At 73.3% G+C, this 21,834-nt stretch carries 23 protein-coding genes; 17 read left to right on the top strand and 6 right to left on the bottom strand.

The window, feature by feature from the left end:
* Window positions 1-63: 63 nt before the first annotated feature.
* The 7 genes from AB0L33_RS08200 to AB0L33_RS08170 are packed head-to-tail and all read left to right on the top strand — an operon-like array spanning window position 64 to window position 6,979.
* A complete protein-coding gene (locus AB0L33_RS08200) occupies window positions 64-753 on the top strand; it encodes a LysM peptidoglycan-binding domain-containing protein (protein ID WP_365679422.1) in 690 nt (229 codons plus the stop codon).
* Window positions 750-2,519, top strand: a complete 1,770-nt coding sequence (locus tag AB0L33_RS08195; protein ID WP_365678836.1) for a VgrG-related protein — start codon at window positions 750-752, stop codon at window positions 2,517-2,519. Before AB0L33_RS08200 ends, AB0L33_RS08195 begins: the two co-directional genes overlap by 4 nt.
* A gap of 27 nt (window positions 2,520-2,546) precedes the next feature.
* Window positions 2,547-2,864 carry a PAAR domain-containing protein gene (locus AB0L33_RS08190; protein ID WP_018519425.1) on the top strand — a complete coding sequence of 106 codons (318 nt, stop codon included), beginning with the start codon at window positions 2,547-2,549 and terminating at the stop codon, window positions 2,862-2,864.
* Window positions 2,861-3,268, top strand: a complete 408-nt coding sequence (locus AB0L33_RS08185) for a GPW/gp25 family protein (protein WP_365678834.1) — start codon at window positions 2,861-2,863, stop codon at window positions 3,266-3,268. Before AB0L33_RS08190 ends, AB0L33_RS08185 begins: the two co-directional genes overlap by 4 nt.
* On the top strand, window positions 3,268-5,223 hold the full coding sequence (locus tag AB0L33_RS08180; protein ID WP_365678832.1) for a putative baseplate assembly protein: 1,956 nt from the start codon (window positions 3,268-3,270) through the stop codon (window positions 5,221-5,223). Before AB0L33_RS08185 ends, AB0L33_RS08180 begins: the two co-directional genes overlap by 1 nt.
* Complete coding sequence (locus tag AB0L33_RS08175) at window positions 5,220-5,762, top strand: phage tail protein (RefSeq protein ID WP_365678830.1); 543 nt, start codon at window positions 5,220-5,222, stop codon at window positions 5,760-5,762. The genes AB0L33_RS08180 and AB0L33_RS08175 overlap by 4 nt, the downstream gene beginning before the upstream one ends.
* Window positions 5,759-6,979, top strand: coding sequence for a zinc ribbon domain-containing protein (locus AB0L33_RS08170; protein WP_365678828.1), 1,221 nt, complete (start codon window positions 5,759-5,761; stop codon window positions 6,977-6,979). Before AB0L33_RS08175 ends, AB0L33_RS08170 begins: the two co-directional genes overlap by 4 nt.
* 27 nt (window positions 6,980-7,006) lie before the next feature.
* Here the strand turns inward: AB0L33_RS08170 and glsA are convergent, their stop codons facing one another.
* Window positions 7,007-8,035 carry a glutaminase A gene (glsA, locus tag AB0L33_RS08165; protein ID WP_365678826.1) on the bottom strand — a complete coding sequence of 343 codons (1,029 nt, stop codon included), beginning with the start codon at window positions 8,033-8,035 and terminating at the stop codon, window positions 7,007-7,009.
* Window positions 8,036-8,191: 156 nt separating this feature from the next.
* Here glsA and AB0L33_RS08160 point away from each other — a divergent pair, with 156 nt between their 5' ends.
* The 3 genes from AB0L33_RS08160 to AB0L33_RS08150 are packed head-to-tail and all read left to right on the top strand — an operon-like array spanning window position 8,192 to window position 9,199.
* The gene (locus AB0L33_RS08160; protein ID WP_365678824.1) at window positions 8,192-8,518 is read left to right on the top strand and encodes a PadR family transcriptional regulator; all 327 of its coding nucleotides are present in this window, start codon (window positions 8,192-8,194) and stop codon (window positions 8,516-8,518) included.
* Window positions 8,515-8,871 (top strand): DUF1048 domain-containing protein, encoded by a 357-nt coding sequence (locus AB0L33_RS08155; protein ID WP_365678822.1) that lies wholly within the window; start codon window positions 8,515-8,517, stop codon window positions 8,869-8,871. Before AB0L33_RS08160 ends, AB0L33_RS08155 begins: the two co-directional genes overlap by 4 nt.
* A gap of 1 nt (window position 8,872) precedes the next feature.
* Complete coding sequence (locus AB0L33_RS08150; protein ID WP_365678820.1) at window positions 8,873-9,199, top strand: DUF1048 domain-containing protein; 327 nt, start codon at window positions 8,873-8,875, stop codon at window positions 9,197-9,199.
* 25 nt (window positions 9,200-9,224) lie between these two features.
* Here AB0L33_RS08150 and AB0L33_RS08145 read toward each other — a convergent pair whose 3' ends face one another.
* Both AB0L33_RS08145 and htpX read right to left on the bottom strand, forming a co-directional pair.
* Window positions 9,225-9,809: a hypothetical protein gene (locus AB0L33_RS08145; protein WP_365678818.1), complete on the bottom strand. Its 585-nt coding sequence runs from the start codon at window positions 9,807-9,809 to the stop codon at window positions 9,225-9,227.
* Window positions 9,810-9,818: 9 nt separating this feature from the next.
* On the bottom strand, window positions 9,819-10,730 hold the full coding sequence (gene htpX, locus AB0L33_RS08140) for a zinc metalloprotease HtpX (RefSeq protein WP_365678817.1): 912 nt from the start codon (window positions 10,728-10,730) through the stop codon (window positions 9,819-9,821).
* 172 nt (window positions 10,731-10,902) lie between these two features.
* Between htpX and AB0L33_RS08135 the strand changes: the two genes are divergently transcribed.
* The 4 genes from AB0L33_RS08135 to AB0L33_RS08120 are packed head-to-tail and all read left to right on the top strand — an operon-like array spanning window position 10,903 to window position 13,025.
* Entirely contained in the window at window positions 10,903-12,108 is a 1,206-nt protein-coding gene (locus AB0L33_RS08135) for a cytochrome P450 (protein ID WP_365678816.1), read from the top strand.
* A 14-nt stretch (window positions 12,109-12,122) separates the two neighbouring features.
* Window positions 12,123-12,302 (top strand): ferredoxin, encoded by a 180-nt coding sequence (locus AB0L33_RS08130; protein ID WP_328901660.1) that lies wholly within the window; start codon window positions 12,123-12,125, stop codon window positions 12,300-12,302.
* 47 nt (window positions 12,303-12,349) lie between these two features.
* Window positions 12,350-12,628: a type II toxin-antitoxin system prevent-host-death family antitoxin gene (locus AB0L33_RS08125; RefSeq protein ID WP_365678814.1), complete on the top strand. Its 279-nt coding sequence runs from the start codon at window positions 12,350-12,352 to the stop codon at window positions 12,626-12,628.
* Window positions 12,621-13,025: a type II toxin-antitoxin system VapC family toxin gene (locus tag AB0L33_RS08120; protein WP_365678812.1), complete on the top strand. Its 405-nt coding sequence runs from the start codon at window positions 12,621-12,623 to the stop codon at window positions 13,023-13,025. Before AB0L33_RS08125 ends, AB0L33_RS08120 begins: the two co-directional genes overlap by 8 nt.
* 105 nt (window positions 13,026-13,130) lie before the next feature.
* Here AB0L33_RS08120 and AB0L33_RS08115 read toward each other — a convergent pair whose 3' ends face one another.
* Window positions 13,131-13,778, bottom strand: a complete 648-nt coding sequence (locus AB0L33_RS08115) for a TetR family transcriptional regulator (protein ID WP_365678810.1) — start codon at window positions 13,776-13,778, stop codon at window positions 13,131-13,133.
* A gap of 260 nt (window positions 13,779-14,038) precedes the next feature.
* On the opposite strand from AB0L33_RS08115, the gene AB0L33_RS08110 reads away from it, so the two are divergent.
* The 3 genes from AB0L33_RS08110 to AB0L33_RS08100 all read left to right on the top strand — a co-directional run bounded on the left by AB0L33_RS08110 (window position 14,039) and on the right by AB0L33_RS08100 (window position 18,372).
* Entirely contained in the window at window positions 14,039-14,839 is an 801-nt protein-coding gene (locus AB0L33_RS08110; protein ID WP_365678809.1) for a VOC family protein, read from the top strand.
* Window positions 14,840-15,013: 174 nt separating this feature from the next.
* Window positions 15,014-17,344 carry a PQQ-binding-like beta-propeller repeat protein gene (locus AB0L33_RS08105; protein ID WP_365678807.1) on the top strand — a complete coding sequence of 777 codons (2,331 nt, stop codon included), beginning with the start codon at window positions 15,014-15,016 and terminating at the stop codon, window positions 17,342-17,344.
* A gap of 473 nt (window positions 17,345-17,817) precedes the next feature.
* A complete protein-coding gene (locus AB0L33_RS08100; RefSeq protein ID WP_365678805.1) occupies window positions 17,818-18,372 on the top strand; it encodes a hypothetical protein in 555 nt (184 codons plus the stop codon).
* Window positions 18,373-18,467: 95 nt separating this feature from the next.
* Here AB0L33_RS08100 and AB0L33_RS08095 read toward each other — a convergent pair whose 3' ends face one another.
* Together AB0L33_RS08095 and AB0L33_RS08090 are read right to left on the bottom strand one after the other, a co-directional pair.
* Window positions 18,468-18,647: a hypothetical protein gene (locus AB0L33_RS08095; RefSeq protein WP_365678803.1), complete on the bottom strand. Its 180-nt coding sequence runs from the start codon at window positions 18,645-18,647 to the stop codon at window positions 18,468-18,470.
* Window positions 18,648-18,841: 194 nt separating this feature from the next.
* Window positions 18,842-21,808, bottom strand: a complete 2,967-nt coding sequence (locus AB0L33_RS08090) for a BTAD domain-containing putative transcriptional regulator (protein WP_365678801.1) — start codon at window positions 21,806-21,808, stop codon at window positions 18,842-18,844.
* Window positions 21,809-21,834: the final 26 nt, after the last annotated feature.

Genomic DNA, 21,834 nt, shown 5'->3' with positions numbered 1-21,834 from the left:
GGAAGGAGGGAACCCGTGCCAGCCGCAGCCCGCACGAGCCGTGCCCGCGCACAACTGACCATCATGGAGCCGCCGTCCGACGTCGGCGCCAAGCCGGGCGGGACCCTCGCCCTGCTGACGCTCCAGTTCAACCCGGCGACGCTCTCGCTGCGCAAGTCCACCGAGTGGCGCCGCACCCCGTCCCGGACGGCGGGGGAGTCCGCGCTGCCCGAATTCGTGGGCAGCGGACCGCGCTCGCTGTCGATGGACGTGTTCCTGGACGCCACCGCCACGCACGACAACTCCGTGGAGAAGGCGGTCGAACAGCTGATGACGGCCTGCGTGCCGACGCCGAGCAGCCTCGGCCGGAAGAAGCCGTCGAGCCCCTGGGTGCGCTTCGACTGGGGGACGTCCCGGACGACGTCGTTCGACGGTGTGCTCTCCAGCCTCTCCGTCTCGTACACGCTGTTCGACGTGGACGGGAAGCCGCTGCGCGCCACCTGCTCGCTGTCCATCGAGGAGGCGAGCGTCGACCCGGCGGGCCAGAACCCGACGTCCGGCTCGCGGGAGGCGCGGCGTACGCACACGGTCGTCGCCGGGGACAGCCTGCCGCTGCTCGCCTGGCGGGAGTACGGCGACGCCACCGCCTGGCGCACCATCGCGGAGGCGAACGGCATCGACGACCCCATGCACCTGCCCCCGGGCAGCGAACTCCTGGTGCCCGCGCTGGAGGACGGCGCGGCCGAGGACGGCGTGGCGGAGGCGGCCCGATGACCGGCCCCGCCCGCTCCTTCGCCGCCGACCCCATCGTGGAGGCGCCCGCCGAGCTGCCCCAGGCGTGGGCCGCCCAGCTGGTGAGCTGCGAGGTGGACGAGAACATCGGGCTGCCCGACAGCGCCGTCCTGACCTACCGCGACCCGTACCACACGCTGCTCACCGCCACCGGGATCACGATCGGCACCGAGCTGAAGATCTCCGTGGTCACCGTCCAGGAACGGGCGCGCGAGCGGCTGTTCACGGGCGAGGTCACCGCGCTGGAACTGGACAGCGACACCACCGGATCGTTCACCGTGGTCCGCGCGTTCTCCAAGGCGCACCGGCTGCGGCGCGGCCGCAAGGTCGTCGCGTACCGGAACATGAAGGCCGCTGACATCGTCCGCAAGGTCGCCGCCGGGGCCGGGCTGCCGTGCGGGAAGGTCGAGGCGGCCCCGGTGATGTACAAGCAGCTGACCCAGCCGAACATCTCGGACTGGGACTTCCTCCAGTACCTCGCGGGGGAGTGCGGGGCGCACGTCCGGGTGGACGAGAAGGGCGTGCTCCAGTTCGTGAAGCCGAAGCCCGCCTCCTCGGCGCCCGCCCCGTCCACCTCCGCGTCCAAGCACCCGATGGTCCTGGAGTACGGCCGCAACCTGCTGGCGCTCCGGGCCGTGCTGACCGGGGCGGACGGGGCGGACAGCGTCGAGGTGCGCGGCTGGGACGTGGACAACAAGGTCCGGATCGTCGCCCGCGAGCAGTCCATCCGGTCCGAGACCGTCACCCCGGGCACCAACCCGTCCACGCCCGCCGCCCTGTTCGGCAGGAACGCCCGGATGACCGTCGCCAACACCCCGTACCGCACCCAGGCCGAGGCCCGCGCGGTCGCCGGTGCCGTCGCCGGGCGGGTCGCCTCCGGCTTCGGCGAGATCGAGGCGGTCGCGGAGGGCAACCCGAAGCTCCGCGCGGGCGAACCGGTCGCCCTCGGCAACGTCGGCCCCGACTTCGCCGGGCGCTACACCGCGACCGCCGCCCACCACACCCTGGACCCGCAGAGCGGCTACCGCACGACCGTGCTGGTCAGCACCGACCCGGACCGCTCGCTGACCGGCCTCACCGGCGGGCCGGGCGCGCCCGTGCCCGGCCCCCGCATGCCGGGCCTCGCGATCGGCGTCGTCACCGACATCCGCGAGGGCCGGGGCAAGGAACGCGGCTCGGTGCGGCTGAAGTTCCCCTGGCTCGACGACACGTACGTCACGGACTGGGTCCGTACGGTGCAGTGGGGCGGCCAGGGGGGCGGCGGGGTCTTCAGCCCCGAGGTCAACGACGAGGTGCTGGTCGGCTTCGAACAGGGCCTGATCGACAGCCCGTACGTGCTCGGCGGCCTCTACAACGGCGTCGACAAGCCGTCTCCGCACGACGTCCCGCTCGTGGACCCGACCAGCGGCAAGGTCAACCGCCGCTCCCTGGTGTCCCGTTCGGGCAACCGCATCGAACTGCTCGACACCCCGCGCGGCCCGTCCGGCGTCCGGCTGGCCACCGGGGACGAGCAGCTGGAGGTCGTGCTGGACGAGCGGCGCGGCGAGATCGCGCTCAAGGTGTACGCGCGCGGCACCTCCCGGGTCCTCAGCTCCCTGTCGCTCGGCCGCACCGGGATCACGCTCGACGCGGGCACCGGGAACGTCCATGTGAAGGGGGCGTCGGTGACCGTCAACGGCAAGACCGGCGTCACCGTCGACGGCGGCCTGCTCGCCGTCCTGAAGGCCGCACTCGTCCGCATCAACTGACGCGCCCCACCGAGGAGATCACCAGCCATGCCCCAGGCAGCCCGTACGGGCGACCCCACCGTCCACGGGGGTGTCATCGGCACCCCGCCCCCGGGCGCGGTCGCCGTCGCCACCGTGCTGATCGGCGGCAAGCCGGCCGCCGTCACCGGAAGCCTGCACGTGTGCGTGGTGCCCCCGCACGCCCTGCTCGGCCCGGGGAACGTCATCATGCCCAACCCGGCGGCGGCCGTCGGCGGCGCGGTCCTGATCGGCGGGCTGCCCGCCGCCCGCATGGGCGACACCACGACCTGCGGCGCCAAGATCGTCATGGGCGCGCCCAACGTCCTGATCGGGGGCCCGATATGAGCGAGCACGGGTTCATCGGGCGCGGCTGGGGCTTCCCGCTGCGCGTGGCCGCCACGGGCGGCATCGGCATGGTCGAGCGCGAGCAGGAGATCGAGGAGGCCATCGGGCTGATCCTCGGCACCGCGCCCGGCGAGCGCCCCATGCGGCCGGAATTCGGCTGCGGCATCCACGAGTACGTCTTCGCGCCCGGCGACGGCGCCACGGCGGGGCGGATCGCCCATGAGGTGCGCACGTCCCTGGAGCGCTGGGAACCGCGCATCGAGGTCCGGGACGTGGTCGTCGCGTACGACACCGTCGAGGAAGGCACGCTCTACATCGACGTGCACTACACCGTCCGGTCCACCAACGACCTGCGCAACCTCGTCTTCCCCTTCTACACGATCCCCGAGGCGGGAGCCCGCTGATGTCCCTGACCCCGCCCAATCTGGACGACCGCCGCTTCCAGCAGCTCGTGGACGAGGCCAAGCGGTACGTCCAGCAGCGCTCGCCCGAGTGGACCGACCACAACGTGTCGGACCCCGGGGTCACGCTGATCGAGACGTTCGCCTACATGGTCGACCAGCTGCTCTACCGGCTGAACCGGGTGCCCGACCGCAACTACTTCGCCTTCCTCGACCTGCTCGGCGTGCAGCTGTTTCCGCCGACGGCGGCCCGCGCCGACGTCGACTTCTGGCTGTCCGCGCCGCAGCCGGACACGGTGCGCCTCCCGGCCGGTACGGAGGTGGCGAGCGCGCGCGGCGAGACGGAGGAGGCGGTCGTCTTCTCGACCGATGAGGACCTGGCCATCGTGCCGAGCTCGCTCGTCCGCCTGGTCACGGTCCCGGCGACCGGCGAGCAGACCGACCGCACCGGGCCGCTCGCCGAGAATCGCGACATCCCCTGCTTCCAGGCCCGGCCCCAGCCCGGCGACGCCCTCCTGTTCGGACTGCCGACCGCCGTGCCGCGCTGCATCGTCGCCGTACGCCTGGACAGCCGGGTCGAGGGTGTCGGCGTCGACCCCCGGCAGCCGCCGCTGGTCTGGGAGGCGTGGGACGGCGCCCGCTGGGTGCCGTGCGCGACCGGCGTCGACTCCACCGGCGGGCTCAACAAGCCGGGTGAGATCACGGTGTTCGTGCCCGCCGGGCACACCGAGTCCGTCACCGCGGGCATCCGCGCGGGCTGGCTGCGCTGCCGGGTCACCGAGGCCGCCCCCGGCCAGCCCTTCTACTCCGAGTCGCCGACCATCCGCGAGGCGGAGGTCTTCACCGTCGGCGGCACGGTCGGCGTCGAGCACGCGGAGACGGTGTACGACGTTCCGCTCGGCACCTCCGAGGGGGTCGCGGGCCAGACCTTCGCGGCGCCCCGGACACCCGTCCTGCTCGACGGGGAACCGCCGCTCGTGGAGGTGTCGTCGGACGGCGGCTGGCAGTCCTGGACCCCGGTCGAGCACTTCGGCGCGTCCGGCCCGGCCGACCGGCACGTGCGGATCGACGCCGTCGGGGGCCGGTTCGCCTTCCCGCCCGAGGTGCGCGAGGCGGACGGCACCATCCGGGCCTACGGGGCGGTGCCGCCGAAGGGCGCCCACATCCGCCTCGCCCGCTACCGCACGGGCGGCGGCGCCGCCGGGAACGTGGCGCGCGGCGCGATCCGGGTCCTGCGCAGCTCCGTCCCGTACGTCGCCGGGGTCGACAACCGCGAGGCGGCGCGCGGCGGGGTGGACGGCGAGACCGTCGAGAACGCGAAGCTGCGCGCGCCGCAGATCCTCCGCGTCCAGGAGCGGGCCGTCACCGCCGAGGACCACGAGGCCATCGCCCGCGAGGCCGCGCCCTCGCTGCGCCGCGTCCGCTGCCTGCCCGCCGCCCCCGGCGAGGGCGGCGCTGTCCGGGTCCTGGTCGTGCCGGACGCGGTCCCCGACGAGGGCGGGCGGCTCCGCTTCGAGCAGCTGGTCCCGCCGGACTCCGTGCTGGCGGCGGTGGCCGGACGCCTGGACGAACGCAGGCTCGTCGGCACCCGCCTGGTGGTCGAACCCCCCGCCTACCAGGGCGTCACCGTCGTCGCGGGGCTCGTCGCGGACGAGGGCGAAACGGACCGCGTCCGGACCGCCGCGCTCGACGCGCTCTTCCGCCTCATCGACCCGCTGAGGGGCGGCGCGGACGGCACGGGCTGGCCGTTCGGCAGGCCCGTGCAGTACGGGGAGGTGTTCGCCGTCCTCCAGAACGTGCCCGGCGTCCGCCTGGTCGAGGAGGTCCGGCTGTTCCCGGCCGATCCCCTCACCGGGAGGCGCGGCGGGGCGGTGGACCGCATCGACGTGGCCGCGAACGCGCTCGTCTTCTCCCACCAGCACCAGGTCTCGGTCGTCGCCGCCGGGGAGCGCTCATGACGAGGGCCGCCGTCCCCGGCCTCCCCAGCCGCTACCCGATCGGCGCGCTGCTGCCCGCCCTGTACGCGGACGACGACCTGGCCCAGCGCTTCACGGCGGGCCTGGACACGGTCCTCGCCCCGGTGCTGTCCACGCTCGACAACCTCCCGGCGTACTTCGACCCCGCCCTCACCCCGGACGACTTCCTGCCCTGGCTCTCCTCCTGGGTCGGCGCCGGGATCGACCCGGCATGGCCGGAGGACCGCCGCCGCGCCGCGGTCGCCCGCGCCGTCGAACTCCACCGCCGCCGCGGCACCCGCCAGGGACTGGTGGACCACCTGCGCCTGTGCTTCGGCGTGGAGGCGGAGATCCAGGACGGCGGAGGCGTCACCTGGTCCGCCGAACCGGACTCGCCCCTGCCGCCCGCCCCCACGGGCGAACTGCTGATCCGCATCCGCACGGACCGCCCCTTGGACGAGCCCCGCATCCTGACGGTGGCCCGCGCCTCCTGCCCGGCCCACCTGACCTGCCGCCTCGAAGTCACCAGGAGCCCCTCATGACCCGCCCGTGCCCGTCCTGCGGTGCGGCGAACGCGGAGGACGAGGACTTCTGCGGCAGCTGCGGCACGTACCTGGGCTGGTCGACGCGGACCCGGCCCGGGGGGCCGCGCCCGACCCCGGCGCCCGACCCGGACCCGGAGCCGCGCCCGGCCCCGAGCCCCGCCGCGCCCGGCCCGGACCCGGCTTCCGCGTCGGACCGGGAGCGGGGCGCGGCCCCGAGCCCCGCCGTACCGGCCGCGCGCCCCGCGCCCGAGCCGGAGCCTGTCCCCGCGCCGGCCCCGGACCCGGACCCGAGCCCCGTCGCGCCCGAGCCGGACCCGGCCCCGGAGCCCCGGACGGCCCCTGTCCCGCCCCCGCCCGCCCCACGGCCCCCCGTGCCCGCCCCCGTACGGCCCGCGCGGCCGAAGCCGCCGGAGCCGGCGCCGGAACCGGCCGAGGAGCCCATCGGCGCGGTCCTGCCCGGCGTGCCCGTCGTCGCGCGGCCCACCGTCAGGACGGCCGCGGTGGACGAGGAGCCGGACGGCGAGCCGTGTCCCTCGTGCGGCGCGAACAACAGGCCGGGGCGCACGTTCTGCCGGAACTGCGCCGAGCCCCTGAAGCCCCGGGACCAGGCGGCTCCGCTGCCGTGGTGGCGGACGCGGTGGCCGTTCAACCGGCGGGTGCGGGCGGGTTCGGGCAGGCTGCTGCGGGGCGGCGTCATCGCGCTCGTGGTCGCGGGCCTCCTGGTCGCGGGCTTCCTGCTGGTCCCGGCGGGCCGTTACGTCGTGGAGGACGTACGGGACAAGCTCGGCTCCACGGGCGAGGTCAGCCCCCTCCACGTGTCCGCGAACGCGTCCGCCCCCGGGCACCCGGCCAAGGCGGCGGTGGACGGCGTCACGAACACGTACTGGGGCGCCCCGAAGAACGGCGACGCGCTGACGGCGGAGTTCGAGGACCCGTTCCGGCTGGTCGGCGTCACGGTCCACACGGGCGTCTCGGCGAAGGCGGAGGTCTTCCAGAAGGGGGCCAGGCCGACCCGGGCGGACCTGACCATCACGACGAAGGACGGCAAGGTCCACGAGAAGACGATGACCCTGGCCGACAAGCCCGGGGAGCAGACCCTGCGGATGGGCATCAGCGACGTCGTCTCGGTCCGCTTCACGATCCGCGAGGCGGCGGGGCAGGGCGGGGGGCACCCGATCGCGCTGGGCGAGATCGAGTACTTCAAGCGGACCTGAGCGGACGGCCGGTCACGAGGGCGGCCTTCACCGGCCGCCCTCGTGGGGCGTGGACGTGAACAGGTCCATGCCCAGCGCCGCGGACAGGAAGTGGGCGACCCGCTGCCCGCGCACGCTGTTGCCCGCTTCGTCCAGGCGGGGGGAGAAGACGCCGAGCCCGCCCTTGCCGGGGGCGACGGTGATGATGCCGCCCGAGACGCCGCTCTTGCCGGGCATGCCGACCTCGTACAGCCAGTCGCCGCTGCGCTCGTAGAGACCCGCCGTGGCCAGCGCGGAGAGGGTGTCGCGGCAGGCTCCGGCATCGACCACCTGCTCGCCCGTGAGCGGGCAGACACCGCCGTTGGCCAGGGTCGCGCCCATGACCGCGAGGTCGCGCGCGGAGACGGTGACGGAGCACTGCCGGGTGTAGAGGTCGGTGGTCGCGACGGGGTCCCGGGCGAGGGCGCCGTAGCTGTCCAGCAGGCGGGCGATCGACTCGTTGCGCTGGTTCGTCCCGGCCTCGGAGGCGTACACCCGCTCGTCCAGGTGCAGTTCGCGGCCCGCGAAGCGGGAGAGCCCGCGCCGGATGAACTCCCAGCGCTCCTCGGGCGACGAGCCCGGCACCAGCGCGTTGGTGGCCAGGGCCCCCGCGTTGACCATGGGGTTCATCGGGCTGCCGTGGTTCAGCTCGACCGCCAGGACCGAGTTGAACGGCAGCCCCGTGCTGTTGACCCCGATCCGCGTGCGCACCGTGTCGCGCCCCAGCTCCTGGCTGACCAGGGCGAAGACGAACGGCTTCGAGACGGACTGGATCGAGAACGGGTGGTCCGCGTCGCCCACCGCGTACACGGCGCCGCTCACATGGGCGACGGCGATGCCGAACAGTTCCGGATCGACCTCGGCGAGCTCCGGGATGTAGTCGGGGACCTGCCCCTCGCGGTCCTCCTGGAACCGCCGCCGCACGCCCTCCAGCGTCGTCCGGACGGCCTCGGCCGTCGGGAGCCGCCCGGTCGAGACGGCCGCCCGCGCCGTCCGGGCATCCGGAACGTCCCCGGTGTTGTGGATCACGCCGCCCATTCCGCGCCTCCTGATTCCGTTCCGAATTTTCCGAACATTTCGGACAGTACAGCGCCCCGGGGTCTCCGTTCGGCGTTGGCGGCTGGGCTACTCGGTGATACCGTATAGCGGTACTCGTTGACACGTAGTACTGACCCAGGCCGAGGAGCACATGCGTTGGACGACCTGACGGAGATGTTGAAGGGCACGCTCGAAGGGTGCGTGCTCGAAATCATCGGCAGCGAGGAGACCTACGGGTACGCCATCACCCGTCGGCTGAACGAGCTCGGCTTCACCGACGTCATCGAGGGGACGGTGTACACCATCCTGCTGCGGCTGGAGCGGAACGGGCTCGTCCAGGTGACGAAACGGCCGTCCGGGGTCGGTCCGCCACGCAAGTTCTACGCGCTCAACGACGCCGGACGCGAGGAGCTGGCGAAGTTCTGGGTGAAGTGGCAGTACCTCTCCTCACGCATCGACAGGCTCAAGGAAGGCGGGAGATGAACTTCTGGGAGAAGGTCACCGGCAGCGATCTCACCAGGGAATGGAAGGCGTTCGAGGCCCGGGCCGATGCCCTGCCGGACGACCACCGGGCGGCATGGGGGCAGATCACCGCCCAACTCCTCCCCTACGGGGACTTCACCGGCCGCAACCTGATGCCGATCCTCGACTCGGCCCTGGGGCTGCTCGAAGTGGCGGCCGCGGACGGCCAGGGCGTCCGCGAGGTGCTCGGCGAGGACATCCCGGGCTTCTGCGCCGCGCTGGCCGGCGGATCAGGGGCCAGGACCTATCGCGACCGGTGGCGCGAGCAGCTGAACAGGAACGTCGCGAGGAAACTGAGCCGGCTGGGAGGCTGACGTGAGCATTCAGGACATCATCGAGGGCAAGAAGCAGTGGCGCGCCCACATGGCCCGGGTCAGGGCCCTCCCGCCGGACTACCGGATCGTCTACAAGGAGATGCAGAAGTACCTGTTCAAGGTCGGCCCGGTCAGCCTGCCCGACGGGCCCCTGCTCCCCGGGATCGTCGACTTCTTCGAGGAGGGCGTCGCCGGAGGCAAGGGGGTCGTGGAGCTCATCGGCACCGACGTCGCCGCGTTCTGCGACGACCTGGTCAAGGACTCTCCCACCTACGCGGACCTCTACCAGGCATCCATCCGGGCGGAACCCGGCACCGACGGGAAGTGACGCCCGCCGCCCGGGCCGGGGATCCTCACAGCCCCGGCGCCCCCCACACCGGAAACCACCGGGACAGGTCCCGCTCCACCCGGAGGTCGTCGCCCAGGGCGGCGCGGACCTGCAGTTCCAGCTGGTTGTCGCGCTTCTCCGCGCCGCCCGGGACCGGCGCGAACGGATAGAACGTGCCGCGCTTGTACAGGTACACCAGCGCCAGCGAGCGGCCCTCGCCGTCCCGGAACGCGACCAGCGAGCACAGCAGCTGGGGGCCGAAGCCGCCGTCCTGGAGCAGGGTGTTCACCGCGTGCAGGTCGTTGACCAGCGCGGCGGCGTCCTCCGGCGGCTGACGGGCCAGCAGCCAGGTGTAGCCGTACGCGTCGCGGCTGAACTCCACCGGGATGCCGCCGCGCCCGGTGTCCGCGTCGAGCAGTTCGTGTACGTCCTGCCGGACCCGGGCGAAGGCGGAGCCCTCCACGCCCGCGAAGCAGACCGAGCCCAGGCCCGTCGGTGCGAAGCCCGTCGCGGCCCGGAGCGTCAGCGCGGCCGACGGGACGGCGAAGAGCTGGTCGAGATCGGGGCGGACCGGCTTGCTGCGGCCCAGGATCGTGTCGAGCAGGCCCACGGGGTCTCCTTACGGACGGGACAGGTCGGCCGAGATGCGGGCCAGCTGGTCGAGGCGCTGTTCCAGCGTCGGGTGCGTGGAGAGCAGCCGCCCGATGCTCTCCTTCGAGGCGAAGGCCGGGACGAAGTAGAAGGCGTTGTACGGCTCCGCCTTCCGCAGGTCCTCCGTCGGAATCCGGGCCATCTGGCCGCTCACCTTGGTGAGGGCGGAGGCGAGGGCCGACGGGCGGCCGGTGAGCAGGGCGGCCGTGCGGTCGGCGGTGAGCTCCCGGTACCGCGAGAGCAGCCGGGTGAGCAGGAAGCTCAGCGCGTAGACGACCGCGCTGACCAGCGGGACGAGCAGGACGAGGACGCCGACCGGGTCGTTGCTCCGGCTGTTGCGGGCGAAGCCGCCCCACAGCGCGACCCGGGTGATGATCCCGGCCAGGACGCCGAGGAACGAGGCGATCGTCATCACGGCCACGTCCCGGTGCGCGACGTGCGACATCTCGTGCGCGAGGACGCCCTCCAACTCCTCCGGCTCCAGTCTGCGCAGCAGCCCCGTCGTCGCGCAGACGAGCGACGACTTCTGGCTGCGCCCGGTCGCGAACGCGTTCGGCACATCGCTCTGCGCGATCGCCACGCGCGGTTTCGGCATGTCCGCAAGGGCGCATATCCGGTCGATCGCCCCGTGCAGCTCCGGCGCCTCGGCGGGGGAGACCTCCCGGGCGCCCATGCTGAACGCGGCGATCCGGTCGCTGAACCAGAACTGGGCGACGAACATGCCCCCGGTGATCACCAGGATGACCGGCCAGGCCCCGCGCAGCACCGCCAGGAGCACGCCGACCAGCACCACGTACAGCAGCCCGATCAGGAACATGGTGGTGACCATGCGCGTCGTCAGGCCACGGTCGGTGGCGTAGCGGCTACGGGTTCCGGCCATGGCCGACCTCCACTCCTCGCCTGTCTCCATGGTGCTCCTCGGCGGCCGAAAGTGGATGCCGTTGCTCCGTTCGGCGGACATGGCCGAACATCACCTAGGCCAAGTAGATGCCTGAGGCATCTAGTGAGGGTGATCGGTAAGCAGGACCCACCCCCCTCGCTGCGAGGTCCGCATGACAGAGACCCAGTCCGCACCCGTCGCCTTTCCGCAGAACCGCTCCTGTCCCTACCACCCGCCCGCCGGCTACCCGAGCGAGAGCCGCGGGCAGCGCCCGGTGTCCCGGGTCCGCCTCTTCGACGGCCGTACGGTCTGGCTGGTGACCGGGCACGCGGAGGCGCGGGCGCTCCTGACCGACCCCCGGCTGTCGTCCGACCGCTCGCACCCGGACTTCCCGTTCTTCGCGCCGAGGCTCGCCGCGGTCCAGCAGCGCCGCGTCGAACTGATCGGCGTGGACGACCCGGAGCACAACGCGCAGCGCCGGATGCTGATCCCGAGCTTCACGGTCCGGCGGGCGACGGCGCTGCGGCCGCGCATCCAGGAGACCGTGGACCGGCTGCTCGACGCCCTGGTGGCGCAGGGTCCCCCGGCCGAGCTGGTGGGCGCCTTCGCGCTGCCGGTGCCGTCCATGGTCATCTGCGCGCTGCTCGGGGTGCCGTACGACGACCACGAGTTCTTCGAGGACCGCTCGCGCAAGCTGCTGCGGGGCCCCGGGCCGGAGGACGTCGTCGCGGCCCGGGAGGACCTGGACGCGTACTTCCGCGAGCTGATCGCCCGGAAGCGGCGCGAGCCGGGCGACGGGCTGCTGGACGAGCTGATCGCCAAGCAGCTGGAGACCGGGGCGGTGGAGCGGGACGCCCTGGTGCGGCTGGCGGAGATCCTGCTCGTGGCCGGGCACGAGACGACCGCGAACATGATCTCGCTCGGCACGTTCACGCTGCTCCGGCACCCGGACCAGCTGGCCCGGCTGACCGGCGGCGGGGCGGAGGCGGTCCCGGCCGCCGTGGAGGAGCTGCTGAGGTTCCTGTCCATCGCGGACGGGCTGTCCCGGGTGGCGGTGGAGGACATCGAGATCGGCGGGGAGACGCTGCGGGCGGGGGAGGGCGTGCTCCTGTCCACCGCGGTGATCAACCGGGACGCGTCGGTCTTCGGGAACCCGGACGAGCTGGACCTCGGGCGCGCGGCGCGGGGCCATGTCGCCTTCGGCTTCGGCATCCACCAGTGCCTGGGCCAGAACCTGGCCCGCGCCGAACTGGAGATCGCCCTGCCCGCGCTCTTCCGCCGCCTGCCGGGCCTCCGGCTCGCGGTGCCCCCGGAGGAGGTCCCGTTCAAACCGGGCGACACGGTGCAGGGCCTGCTGGAACTGCCGGTGACGTGGTGACGGAGGAGAGCCCCATGCGGATCGACATCGACAAGGACGTGTGCATCGGCGCGGGCCAGTGCGCCCTGGCGGCCCCGAAGGTCTTCACCCAGGACGAGGACGGTCTCAGCGAACTCCTCCCGGAGGCGGAGCCGGGCCCGATGGTCGCGGAGGCGGTACGGGCGTGCCCGGTGGGGGCGATCAGGGCGCGATGAAGGGTTTCGCCGTAGCGCGGCGTAGCACGGCGCGCTACGCTGGTTGCATGAGGACGATTACGCAGCGGGAGTTCCGGAACAGCTCCGCCGACGTCATGGACGCGGTGGAGGCGGGTGAGGTCTTCCACATCACCCGCAACGGCATCGAAGTTGCGGAGCTCCGCCCGCTCGCGCGGAAGCGGTGCCTGAGTGCCGAAGAACTGGTGGCGAGACACAGGCGTCTGCCACGCGTGGACAGTGCCCTCATGCGGCAGGAAGCGGACGAGTTCTTCGGCGACGAGGACCGGGCCGGGGACGACGACCCCTGGGAGCGGTCTCGTGGCTGAGCGTTACCGGGTGGGTGTACTCGACACCTGCACGTACATCGACCTCGACCTGCTGCGGGCGGAGGACCTTCCCGCCTTCCCCCTGCTCACCGCCGTGACCATGGCCGAGCTGCAGCAGGGCGTGGCGATGGCCAAGGACGCCGCCGGGCGGGCTGCGCGCATGGAGAAGCTCGGTGCCGCCGTGGCCGATTTCGAGCCGCTTCCGTTCGACGGGGAGGCGGCCGCGCGCTATGGGAGCCTGGTCTCCATGACCCTTGCCGCGGGCCGCGACCCCCGGCCCCGGCGTATGGACCTGATGATCGCCGCGATCGCCTCGGTCGGTGAGCTGCCGCTGTTCACGCGTAACGCGGGCGATTTCAAGGGGCTCGAAGGGGTGCTGACGGTCGTCCCCGTGTGACCCCCGTCCGGATACGCCGACGGCGGACCACAGGTGTGGTCCGCCGTCGGTGAGACAGGACCTGGGGGCGCCGGGGTCGCCGCGCGTCGCCCCAGCGGGGGATCGTTACTTCGCCGGCTTCTTGCCCGTGATGCCGAGGTGCACCAACTGCGCAAGATTCGGCTTGAGTTCGGCCTGCTTGACGCCCCAGGAGGTGAAGCCCTTCTGGTGCGAGGCGACGCCGGCCAGCATGACGACCAGGGAGCCCGCCATCGCGGCGGCGCTGATGTCCTTGTCGACCTTGCCCTTCGCCTGGAGCTCCTTCACGGATTCCGTCAGGGAGCCCGTCACGGAGTTCAGGACCTTCATGCGGATCTTGTTGAACCGCTTGTCGCCCTCGGCCGCGCCGAGGTCGATCACGCGCAGGATCGCGTCGTTGCGCCGCCAGAAGTCGAGGAAGCCCTCCACGAGTTGTTCGGAGGTCTGCCAGCCCGCCTTGCCGACCCAGGAGCGTCCGGCGACCAGTTCGGTCAGCCCGGCCCCCTCCCTGGCGACGTCCTCGGCGAGTTCGAGGACGGCGCCCTCGACGTCGGGGAAGTACTGGTAGAAGGTCGCTGGTGAAGTCCCCGCCTTCCGGGCGACGTCGATGACTTTGACGTCCCGGTACGGCGAGGAGCTGAGCATCTCGCTGAGGCAGTCGAGCAGCTTCTGCCGCGTCGCCTGGCCGCGTCGGCCGGCCACGCGGCCGTCGACGGTGCGTACTTGTCCTGTCATGCCGTCAGCTTACCGACGGGTGATCCGAGCGCGATTCGGCCGAAGCAAATGGGGAACGGTCCCCGCGCGGGGGCCCGCGTCGGCCCGTCTCGGTGTTCGTCGCCCACAGTCCGAACAGTGTTATTAACAGCCTGTGGATAACTTCGGTGGATAACTTTCGAACCTTTGTTCGTTCGTGAAGGCTCCGGGGCGCGCCGCACGCACCGTGAAGCTACCGTGACGGTGACGGGCGTCACCCCGACGACGGAAGGACCGGGCCCATGGCCGCGTTCGCGCAGTCCGCACCGTGCTGGGTGGATGTGCAGCTCCCCGACCTGGCGGCGGGCAAGCGCTTCTACGGCGAGCTGTTCGGCTGGACCTTCCGCCCGGCCGAGGGCCCCCGCGCCGACGCCTTCAGCGACGGAAGGCTCGTCGCCGCGCTGGCCGCGAAGAAGGACGGCCGCATGCCGACGGCCTGGGGCGTCTACTTCGCCACCGACGACATCGAGGCGTCGGTCACCCGGGTCCGCGCGGCCGGCGGCCAGGTGATCACCGAGCCCGTCCCGGCCGGGCGCCACGGCGTCCTCGCCCAGGCCGCCGACCCGGGCGGCGCGGTCTTCGGCCTCTGGCAGGCCGGCGACCGCGAGGGCTTCCAGAAGCAGAACGAGCCCGGCTCCTTCTGCTGGACCGAGGTCCACACCCGGGCCAAGGACCGCGTCGACCCCTTCTACGAGGAGGTCTTCGGCTTCCGCGGCGCGGACGTGGACGACTCGCCCCTGGACGTCCCCGACACCGACGAGCACCGCGTGGACTTCCGCACGTGGTCCCCGCCCGGCACCGCACCGGGCCCCGAGACGGCGGTCGGCGGGCGGAGCGTCATCACGGCCGCCTTTCCGGCCGAGCTGCCCAGCCACTTCCTGAACTACTTCAACGTCGCGGACTGCGACGACACCGCCCGTGCCGTCCAGCGGCTCGGCGGCCGGGTCACCGAACCCCCGCTGGACATCCCGTACGGGCGGATGGCGGTCCTCCAGGACGACCAGGGTGCCGAGTTCGCCGTACTTCAGGAGCCTGTGTCCTGATACGGGCGGAGTGGCACAGGACACCCCGATCCGCCCCCGGGTTCGCAACCGGGGCCCCGGCCAGGAACAATCGGGGTGCGCACCGCCGGGCCGCGTCCATGGATGAGACGCTGCACCCGGCGGGATTTTCGCGGACCTCTGTCCCCTGAGGTCCGTACGGGGAGGTGGCAAGTAGTGGAGCAGCTGACGCAGCACGACCCGAGGCGGATCGGCCCCTTCGAGGTGCTGGGACGACTCGGGGCCGGCGGCATGGGGCTGGTCTATCTGGCCCGGTCCGCGTCGGGCCGCCGGGTGGCGATCAAGACCGTCCGTACGGAACTGGCCGAGGACCAGCTGTTCCGGGTGCGCTTCACGCGCGAGGTGGAGGCCGCGCGCGCCGTCAGCGGCTTCTACACGGCCGCCGTCGTGGACGCGGACCCGCGCGCCGCCGTGCCCTGGCTCGCCACCGCGTACGTGCCCGCCCCCTCGCTCGAAGAGATCGTGAACGAGTGCGGGCCCATGCCGACCCAGGCCGTGCGCTGGCTGGCGGCGGGCATCGCGGAAGCCCTGCAGTCCATCCACGGGGCGCAGCTCGTCCACCGCGACATGAAGCCGTCGAACGTGCTCGTCGTGGAGGACGGCCCCCGGGTCATCGACTTCGGCATCGCGTCCGGGGTCTCCAACACCCGGCTCACCATGACCAACGTGGCCGTCGGCACACCTGCGTACATGTCACCGGAGCAGGCCCGGGACTCGCGGAGCGTGACGGGGGCCAGCGACATCTTCTCGCTCGGCTCGACGCTGGTCTTCGCCGCGACCGGGCACGCGCCGTACCGGGGGGCCAACCCGGTCGAGACGGTGTTCATGCTGCTGCGCGAGAGCCCCGACCTGTCGGGCCTGCCGGACGATCTTCGGCCGCTGATCGACTCGTGCATGCAGGCGGACCCGGCCCTGCGGCCGACCCCGGCCGACCTGCAGGCCCAGCTGGCCCCGCACCTCTTCGCCTCCGGCGGCGGTGACGACGACGGCGGTACGGCTTCCGCGTGGCTGCCGGCCGCCGCGACCGCGCTGATCGAACGGCGCCGGGGCGGTGGCCGTACCCCGGCCGCCGCCCCGGCCGCCCCGGTCACGCCGCCCGCACCGCCCGCGCCGCCCGCCCCGTCCGTCGCCCCGTCGGTGCCCGACGCCGGGGGGCCGGTCCGGCTGACCGGGGTCCAGGTGCCGATCGGGCCCGGGCCCCGGGTCCAGGACGTCCGCGCCGCGGCCGCCGGTGCCGACGCGGGCCCCGCGACCGACTGGGTCCGCCCGCCCGCCGGGGTCAACGGCACGCCCCCGCCCGCCGCCGTGCCCCCTCCGGCCCAGGCGCCCGACACCGCGCAGTCCGGGCCCGCCCGGTGGCGGCCCTGGCGGTTCCGCATGTCCAACGACGTGTGGGGCACGCCGGTCGTCGTCGGCGACCTGCTGTACGTCACGTCCTTCGAGGTCCACGCGCTGGACACCGGCAACGGGCGGCGCCAGTTCAAGACCCGGGACGTCGCCTGGGCGATGGCCGTCGACGGCGGCCGCATCCACGCGTCGGACGGCCCCTCCCTCTACGCCCTGGACGCCGCCGGCGGCGCCGAGCGGTGGCGGGTGGGCGCCGACGCCTGGGTGTACGCGCTCAAGGCCGACCGGGGCACGGTCGTCACGGCCACCCGGGGCGGCGGCGTCCAGGCGTGGGAGGCGGCGACCGGCGAGAAGCTGTGGGACCTGAGCGGCGCGCAGACGGACTTCGAGACGCCGGAGGGCGGGCCGGTCATCCACGACGGCACGGTGTACGTCTGGCAGGACGCCCGCCTCAAGGCCCTCGACGCCCGGACCGGCGTCGAGCGCTGGTCGTACCCCATCGGCGACGCGGCCTCCTGCGGCGGCGTCCCGGTCCGCGTGACGCCCGCGCCGGACGGTTACGTGTACGTCGCCGCGGGGACGCGGGTCCTCGCGGTGGACATCGCGGCCGGGCACGTCCGCTGGCACTTCGAGTGCCCGGCGGTCTTCCTGTCCCCGCCCGCCTTCGCCCCCGGCCCGGCCGTCACCGGCGGCGGGGTCTACCTCGCGGACTACCTCGGCACGGTGTACGCCCTGGACGCCGCGACCGGCAAGGACCGCTGGCGCATCGCCACGGAGGCCCGGCAGTCGACGGAGCCGGTGCTCGTCGTCGCGGGCAACGTCCACGTGGGCAGCGGCAGCGCGCTCTACACCCTCGACGCGGTCACCGGCACCCCGAAGTGGCGGTTCGCGGCGGGCGGCGAGGTGGTGGGCGCCCCGGTCGTCGCGGACGGCCGCGTCCACTTCGGCTCCGCGGACCACGTCCTGTACACCCTCGACGCGGCGGGCGGCCAGCTCCGCTGGAAGCTCGCCACGGGCGGCGAGATCACGGGCTCGCCCGTGGTCCGGGGCGGCGTGGTGTACGCGTGCAGCAAGGACCGCTGCGTGTACGCGCTGGACGCGCTGAAGGGCACCGGAACGGGCACCCGCGCCCGCACGTGAACCCCGGCCTAATCGCCGGACCGGCTCGATTCGTCGGGCCCGGTGTAAGGGTCGTCCCCCTCCGGCTCCGGCCACGGGCTCGTCTGGACCGAAGGCCCGGGCTCCCACGTCGGGGGCCACGTGTCGGGGGCGGCGGGGCCCGCCGGGTCGTCCGCCGACGCGCGACGGCGACGGCGACGGCGCCCGGGGCGGCCGTCGCGCCGGACACGGAAGGGGCTCAGCACGGCGGCCGCCGCTCCGGTGAGAGCGAGGACCGCACCGCGGGCGTTGCGGATCATCTCCGTACCTCCAGAGCGCTCTCGCTCCAGACGCTACGCCGCCCGTGTGACGGCCGCCACCAGACGGGGACGAGACCGTGACAGGGCCATGACCGGACCGCCGGTCGAACCGCGCCATGCTGTGCGCTACGGTTCCGTGTCGCCCGGCCACCCGGGCCGGCGGCGTACAACAGCAGACAATCGGGGGCGGATTCGATGAGACGGCAGCACGTCAAGCTGACGGTGGTCCTGGTCGCGGTGGTGCTCGCGCTCACCGGCTTCTCGAGCGGCAGCCACGGCGGGAAGAGCGGAAAGAGCCGGTCCGGCAGCCACGGCAGCGGCGGCGGTGGCGGGTGCTCCAACTCCAAGAAGAGCAACGGCACGTACCACGACACGGACTCGGACAACGACTACGACGACGACTACGGCTCGTCGAGCGGCACCTCGGGCTCCACGTCCACCGACCCCACCCCCACGGCCACCGCGTCGGACGCCCCGCAGGTGTACGTCTTCCGCTGCGCCCAGCCCGCGAAGGGCAAGCGCAAGGCGGTCACCGCGTCCACCGTCCGCCTGACCCCGGTCGCCTCCGGCACGCACACCTACGAGGTGGACGTGACGTTCCTGGACGCGATGGGCGGCGTGGTCGACACGGGCGAGGCGACCGTGGAGGCGGACTACGGCGACACGAAGACCGTGTCCGTCCGGATGGACAGCCCGCGCAAGGTGTCCCGCGTGAAGAAGTGCCAGGTCACGGCCGAGCTGAGCTACTGACCGGACCGCGCCGCGCGCAAACGTGACGGCCGCGGCGGCATCCCCTCCGCGCCGCCGCGGCCGTTCCCCCTACCCCCGTGGTCCCGCCAGTTGGCTCAACGCGGGTCCGGGCCCGTCATGTGGCTGTCGAGCGGAGTGATCTCGGGCTCGCCGGTCATGTGGCTGTCCAGCGGCTTGACCTCGGGCTCGCTGGTCATGTGGCTGTCCGTCGGCTCGACGGTGTCCGTGGTGCCGGGCGCCGGTGCGGTCACCTTGGTCTTCTTGTCGTTGCTCATGCTGTGAACTCCGATGCTGGGTGCATGGTTGGTCGGCAAAGCCCGTCCGGCCGTTCCCCCGTGGACTGCCGGACGGGCTGTTCAGAGCCGTTCACCTTAGTGCGCGGTTCCACTGTCGAATCGCCTGCCCCCCGACGCGACGTTCCGACGGGTACGAGACTGCCGGGCGGCGATAAACGAACGATGAACGCGGATCAGTGAGCCTGGGGCGAAGTACGGGCGAGCAGGCCGCGCACCGTGCCGCTCTCGGGCGCCTTCAGCTGGTCGAAGATCCCCAGCGCCTCCTGCCAGCAGACCTTGGCGCGGTCAGCCTGACCTATGCCGTCCAGCGCCTGCCCGAGCACGGTCAGCACGTTGGCCCGGCGCCACTCGCCGCCGATGTGCAGCAGCACCGTCAGCGCCTGCTCGGCGTACTCGGCCGCGCGGGCCGGGCGCTCGGCCGCGAGGTGCACCTCGGCCAGCCGGAAGAGCGTCATCCCCTCCCAGAGCCGTTGGCGGCTGTCCCGGAAGACGGAAAGGGCCTCGGTGAGACGTCCCTCGGCCTCGTCCTGCCGGCCCGCCCGGGTCAGGGCGAGGCCCAGCGCGTAACGGCCGTTCGCCAGGCGCAGGGTGAGTCCGAGGCGGGCATAGAGGTCGATGCCCCGGCCGGCGAGCTCGACGGCACTCGCCGTCCGCCCGATGGCGAGATGGACGCGGGACAGATTGCACAGGGCGCTGGCCTCGCCCGCCTGGTTGCCGTCGGCCCGGAACGCGGTGATGGTCTGCTGGAGGAGGACTTCCGCCTCGTCGTGCTGATTGCGGTAGGCGGCGATGATCCCGAGCTCGTTCGGTGCGTTGCAGTGGGTCCAGACGTCATCGACCGACGATCCGAGGGCCATGGCCAGCCGGGCTTCGTCCTGCGCTCTGTCGAAGCGGCCCGCGGTGCTGTGCACCTGGGCGAGCGTCGTCCGCGCCCGCGCTTCGGAGCGGGCGTCACCGACCGCGGTCGCGGCGTCCCGCACGGTCGTCGCGGCCGACTCGAACTGGCGTGAGTTGGCGCCCGATTCGGCGAGGTCCTTGGCGGCGAGCAGGAGATCCACCGCACGCCGGACGGTGCCGGCCGCACCGCTCTGCTGGACGCACGCGAGCAGCGGGCTCGCCTCCGCGTACAGCCAGTCGAGGGCCCGGCCGTGATCGGAGAACGACAGCCCGGGGCGAGCCGTGTGCTCCAGGTGGTCCACGGTGCGGTCACCCGGCCGCTCCAGCGCGTACACCCCCGCCGCCGTCGCCAGGTAGAAGTCCAGCAGCCGCGACAGCGCCGCCTCCCGCTCCCCGGTCTCCTGCTCGTCCCGCTCCGCGCAGGAGCGCGCGTACAGGCGGACCAGGTCGTGGTAGCGGTAGCGGCCCGGGGCAGCCGACTCGACCAGGGACGTGTCGACCAGCGCCTCCAGCAGGTCCTCCGCCACGTGCGGGTCCAGGTCGAGGAGGGCGGCCGCGGCGGCCAGGGAGATGTCCGGGCCGTCCGCGAGGCCGAGCAGCCGGAAGGCGCGGGCCTGGGCCGGTTCCAGCTGGCCGTAGCCGAGTTCGAAGGTGGCCTTCACCGCGAGGTCGCCCGCCTGGAGCTCGTCCAGGCGGCGGCGCTCGTCGGCCAGCTTGGCGGCCAGCACCGAGACGGTCCAGGTGCGGCGGGAGGCCAGCCGGGAGGCGGCGATCCGGATCGCCAGGGGGAGGAAGCCGCACGCGGCGACCACGTCGAGCGCGGCCTCCCGCTCCGAGCTGATCCGCTCCGCGCCGACGATCCGGGTGAAGAGCTGAAGCGCCTCCTCAGGCGACATCACGTCCAGGTCGACCAGGTGCGCCCCCGCCAGGTCGACCATCCGCACCCGGCTCGTGACCAGCGCCGCGCAGCCCTCCGTGCCGGGGAGCAACGGGCGGATCTGGGCGGCGTCGTGGGCGTTGTCCAGGAGCACCAGGACCCGGCGCCCGTCGAGCGTGGAGCGGTAGAGCGCGGCCCGCTCGTCCAGCGTTTCCGGAATGGCCGAGTCCGCGGTGCCGAGCGCGCGCAGGAACGCGCCGAGCACCGTCTCCGGCTCGGCGGCCCGGGCCCCGGCGCCCTGGAGGTCGACGTACAGCTGCCCGTCCGGAAAGTGTCTGCGGGCCTGGTGGGCGACGTGGACGGCGAGCGTCGTCTTGCCGACGCCGCCGATGCCGGCCAGCGCGGAGACGGCCATCACGGACCCCTCCGCCGTGGAGAGCCGGTCGCCCAGCTCGCGTACGAACGCGTCCCGCCCCGTGAAGTCCGGGACGGTCGCGGGCAGCTGGGCCGGGCGGACCGGAGCCGCGGCCGGGGCCGGGTCGTCCGCCGGGCGGGCCAGCTCCTCGTCGGCGCGCAGGATGCGCTGCTGGAGCCGGCCCAGCTCCGCGCGCGGATCGACCCCCAGCTCCTCGGCGAGCAGCCGCCGGGTGTCCGCGTAGACGGCCAGCGCCTCCGCCTGCCGGCCGCTGCGGTACAGGGCCACCATCAGCAGCTCGCGCAGGCGTTCGCGCAGGGGGTGCGCGGCGGTGAGCGCGGTCAGTTCGGAGACCGCCTCCGCGTGGCAGCCCGCCTCCAGGTCCAGATCGAGCCGGGTCTCGGTGAGCTGGAGCCGCCACTCCTCCAGCCGGGTGCGCTGGTACTCCGCGTAGGGGCCGGGCACGGAGGCCAGCGCCTCGCCGTCCCAGAGGCCGAGCGCCTTGTTCAGGAGGGCCCGCGCCGCGTCCCGGTCGCCGCCCGCCCGCGCCTTCTCCGCCCCGGCCGCCAGCTCCTGAGCCACGGTCAGGTCCAGCGCGTCGGCGCCGGTGCGTATCGCGTAGCCGCCGGAGTCGCTGACCAGCGTTCCGGGGCCGAGGACCTTGCGCAGCCGGGAGGCGTAGGTGCGGACGGCGGCCAGCGCCTGCGAGGGCGGCTCGTCGCCCCAGATGCCGTCGATGAGCTCGGCGGCCGTCGCCGTGTGCCCGCCGCGCAGCAGCAGCGCGGTCAGCAGCGCCCGCTGCTGGGGCGAGCCGGACGGCAGCGTCTCGCCGCCCCGGTGGGCCCGGACCGGGCCGAGTACGGAGAAGTGCAGCGCGGCCTCGTCCTCCGGGCCCCGCTCGGGGGTCCGCTGCTGCGGAACGCGTACCCGTGGCCCGACGTCACGGCCCATTGCTGCCTCCTGTCCTGCCTGCGCAC

Origin of the sequence: Streptomyces sp. NPDC052299 (assembly GCF_040679335.1) — a bacterium.
GTDB lineage: Bacteria > Actinomycetota > Actinomycetes > Streptomycetales > Streptomycetaceae > Streptomyces.
The sequence above is the reverse complement of the archived record's forward strand: the minus strand, read 5'-3'. Positions and strand labels throughout refer to the sequence as shown.

Bases quoted from the DNA above. Each gene is read 5' to 3' on its own strand.
- AB0L33_RS08130 (WP_328901660.1), top strand. From the start codon at position 12,123: ATGCGGATCGACATCGACAAGGACGTGTGCATCGGCGCGGGCCAGTGC.
- AB0L33_RS08110 (WP_365678809.1), top strand. From the start codon at position 14,039: ATGGCCGCGTTCGCGCAGTCCGCACCGTGCTGGGTGGATGTGCAGCTC.
- AB0L33_RS08135 (WP_365678816.1), top strand. From the start codon at position 10,903: ATGACAGAGACCCAGTCCGCACCCGTCGCCTTTCCGCAGAACCGCTCC.
- AB0L33_RS08175 (WP_365678830.1), top strand. From the start codon at position 5,220: ATGACGAGGGCCGCCGTCCCCGGCCTCCCCAGCCGCTACCCGATCGGC.
- AB0L33_RS08100 (WP_365678805.1), top strand. From the start codon at position 17,818: ATGAGACGGCAGCACGTCAAGCTGACGGTGGTCCTGGTCGCGGTGGTG.
- AB0L33_RS08185 (WP_365678834.1), top strand. From the start codon at position 2,861: ATGAGCGAGCACGGGTTCATCGGGCGCGGCTGGGGCTTCCCGCTGCGC.
- AB0L33_RS08115 (WP_365678810.1), bottom strand. From the start codon at position 13,778: ATGACAGGACAAGTACGCACCGTCGACGGCCGCGTGGCCGGCCGACGC.
- AB0L33_RS08125 (WP_365678814.1), top strand. From the start codon at position 12,350: ATGAGGACGATTACGCAGCGGGAGTTCCGGAACAGCTCCGCCGACGTC.
- htpX (WP_365678817.1), bottom strand. From the start codon at position 10,730: ATGGCCGGAACCCGTAGCCGCTACGCCACCGACCGTGGCCTGACGACG.
- glsA (WP_365678826.1), bottom strand. From the start codon at position 8,035: ATGGGCGGCGTGATCCACAACACCGGGGACGTTCCGGATGCCCGGACG.
- AB0L33_RS08170 (WP_365678828.1), top strand. From the start codon at position 5,759: ATGACCCGCCCGTGCCCGTCCTGCGGTGCGGCGAACGCGGAGGACGAG.
- AB0L33_RS08195 (WP_365678836.1), top strand. From the start codon at position 750: ATGACCGGCCCCGCCCGCTCCTTCGCCGCCGACCCCATCGTGGAGGCG.
- AB0L33_RS08090 (WP_365678801.1), bottom strand. From the start codon at position 21,808: ATGGGCCGTGACGTCGGGCCACGGGTACGCGTTCCGCAGCAGCGGACC.
- AB0L33_RS08180 (WP_365678832.1), top strand. From the start codon at position 3,268: ATGTCCCTGACCCCGCCCAATCTGGACGACCGCCGCTTCCAGCAGCTC.
- AB0L33_RS08155 (WP_365678822.1), top strand. From the start codon at position 8,515: ATGAACTTCTGGGAGAAGGTCACCGGCAGCGATCTCACCAGGGAATGG.
- AB0L33_RS08190 (WP_018519425.1), top strand. From the start codon at position 2,547: ATGCCCCAGGCAGCCCGTACGGGCGACCCCACCGTCCACGGGGGTGTC.
- AB0L33_RS08200 (WP_365679422.1), top strand. From the start codon at position 64: ATGGAGCCGCCGTCCGACGTCGGCGCCAAGCCGGGCGGGACCCTCGCC.
- AB0L33_RS08095 (WP_365678803.1), bottom strand. From the start codon at position 18,647: ATGAGCAACGACAAGAAGACCAAGGTGACCGCACCGGCGCCCGGCACC.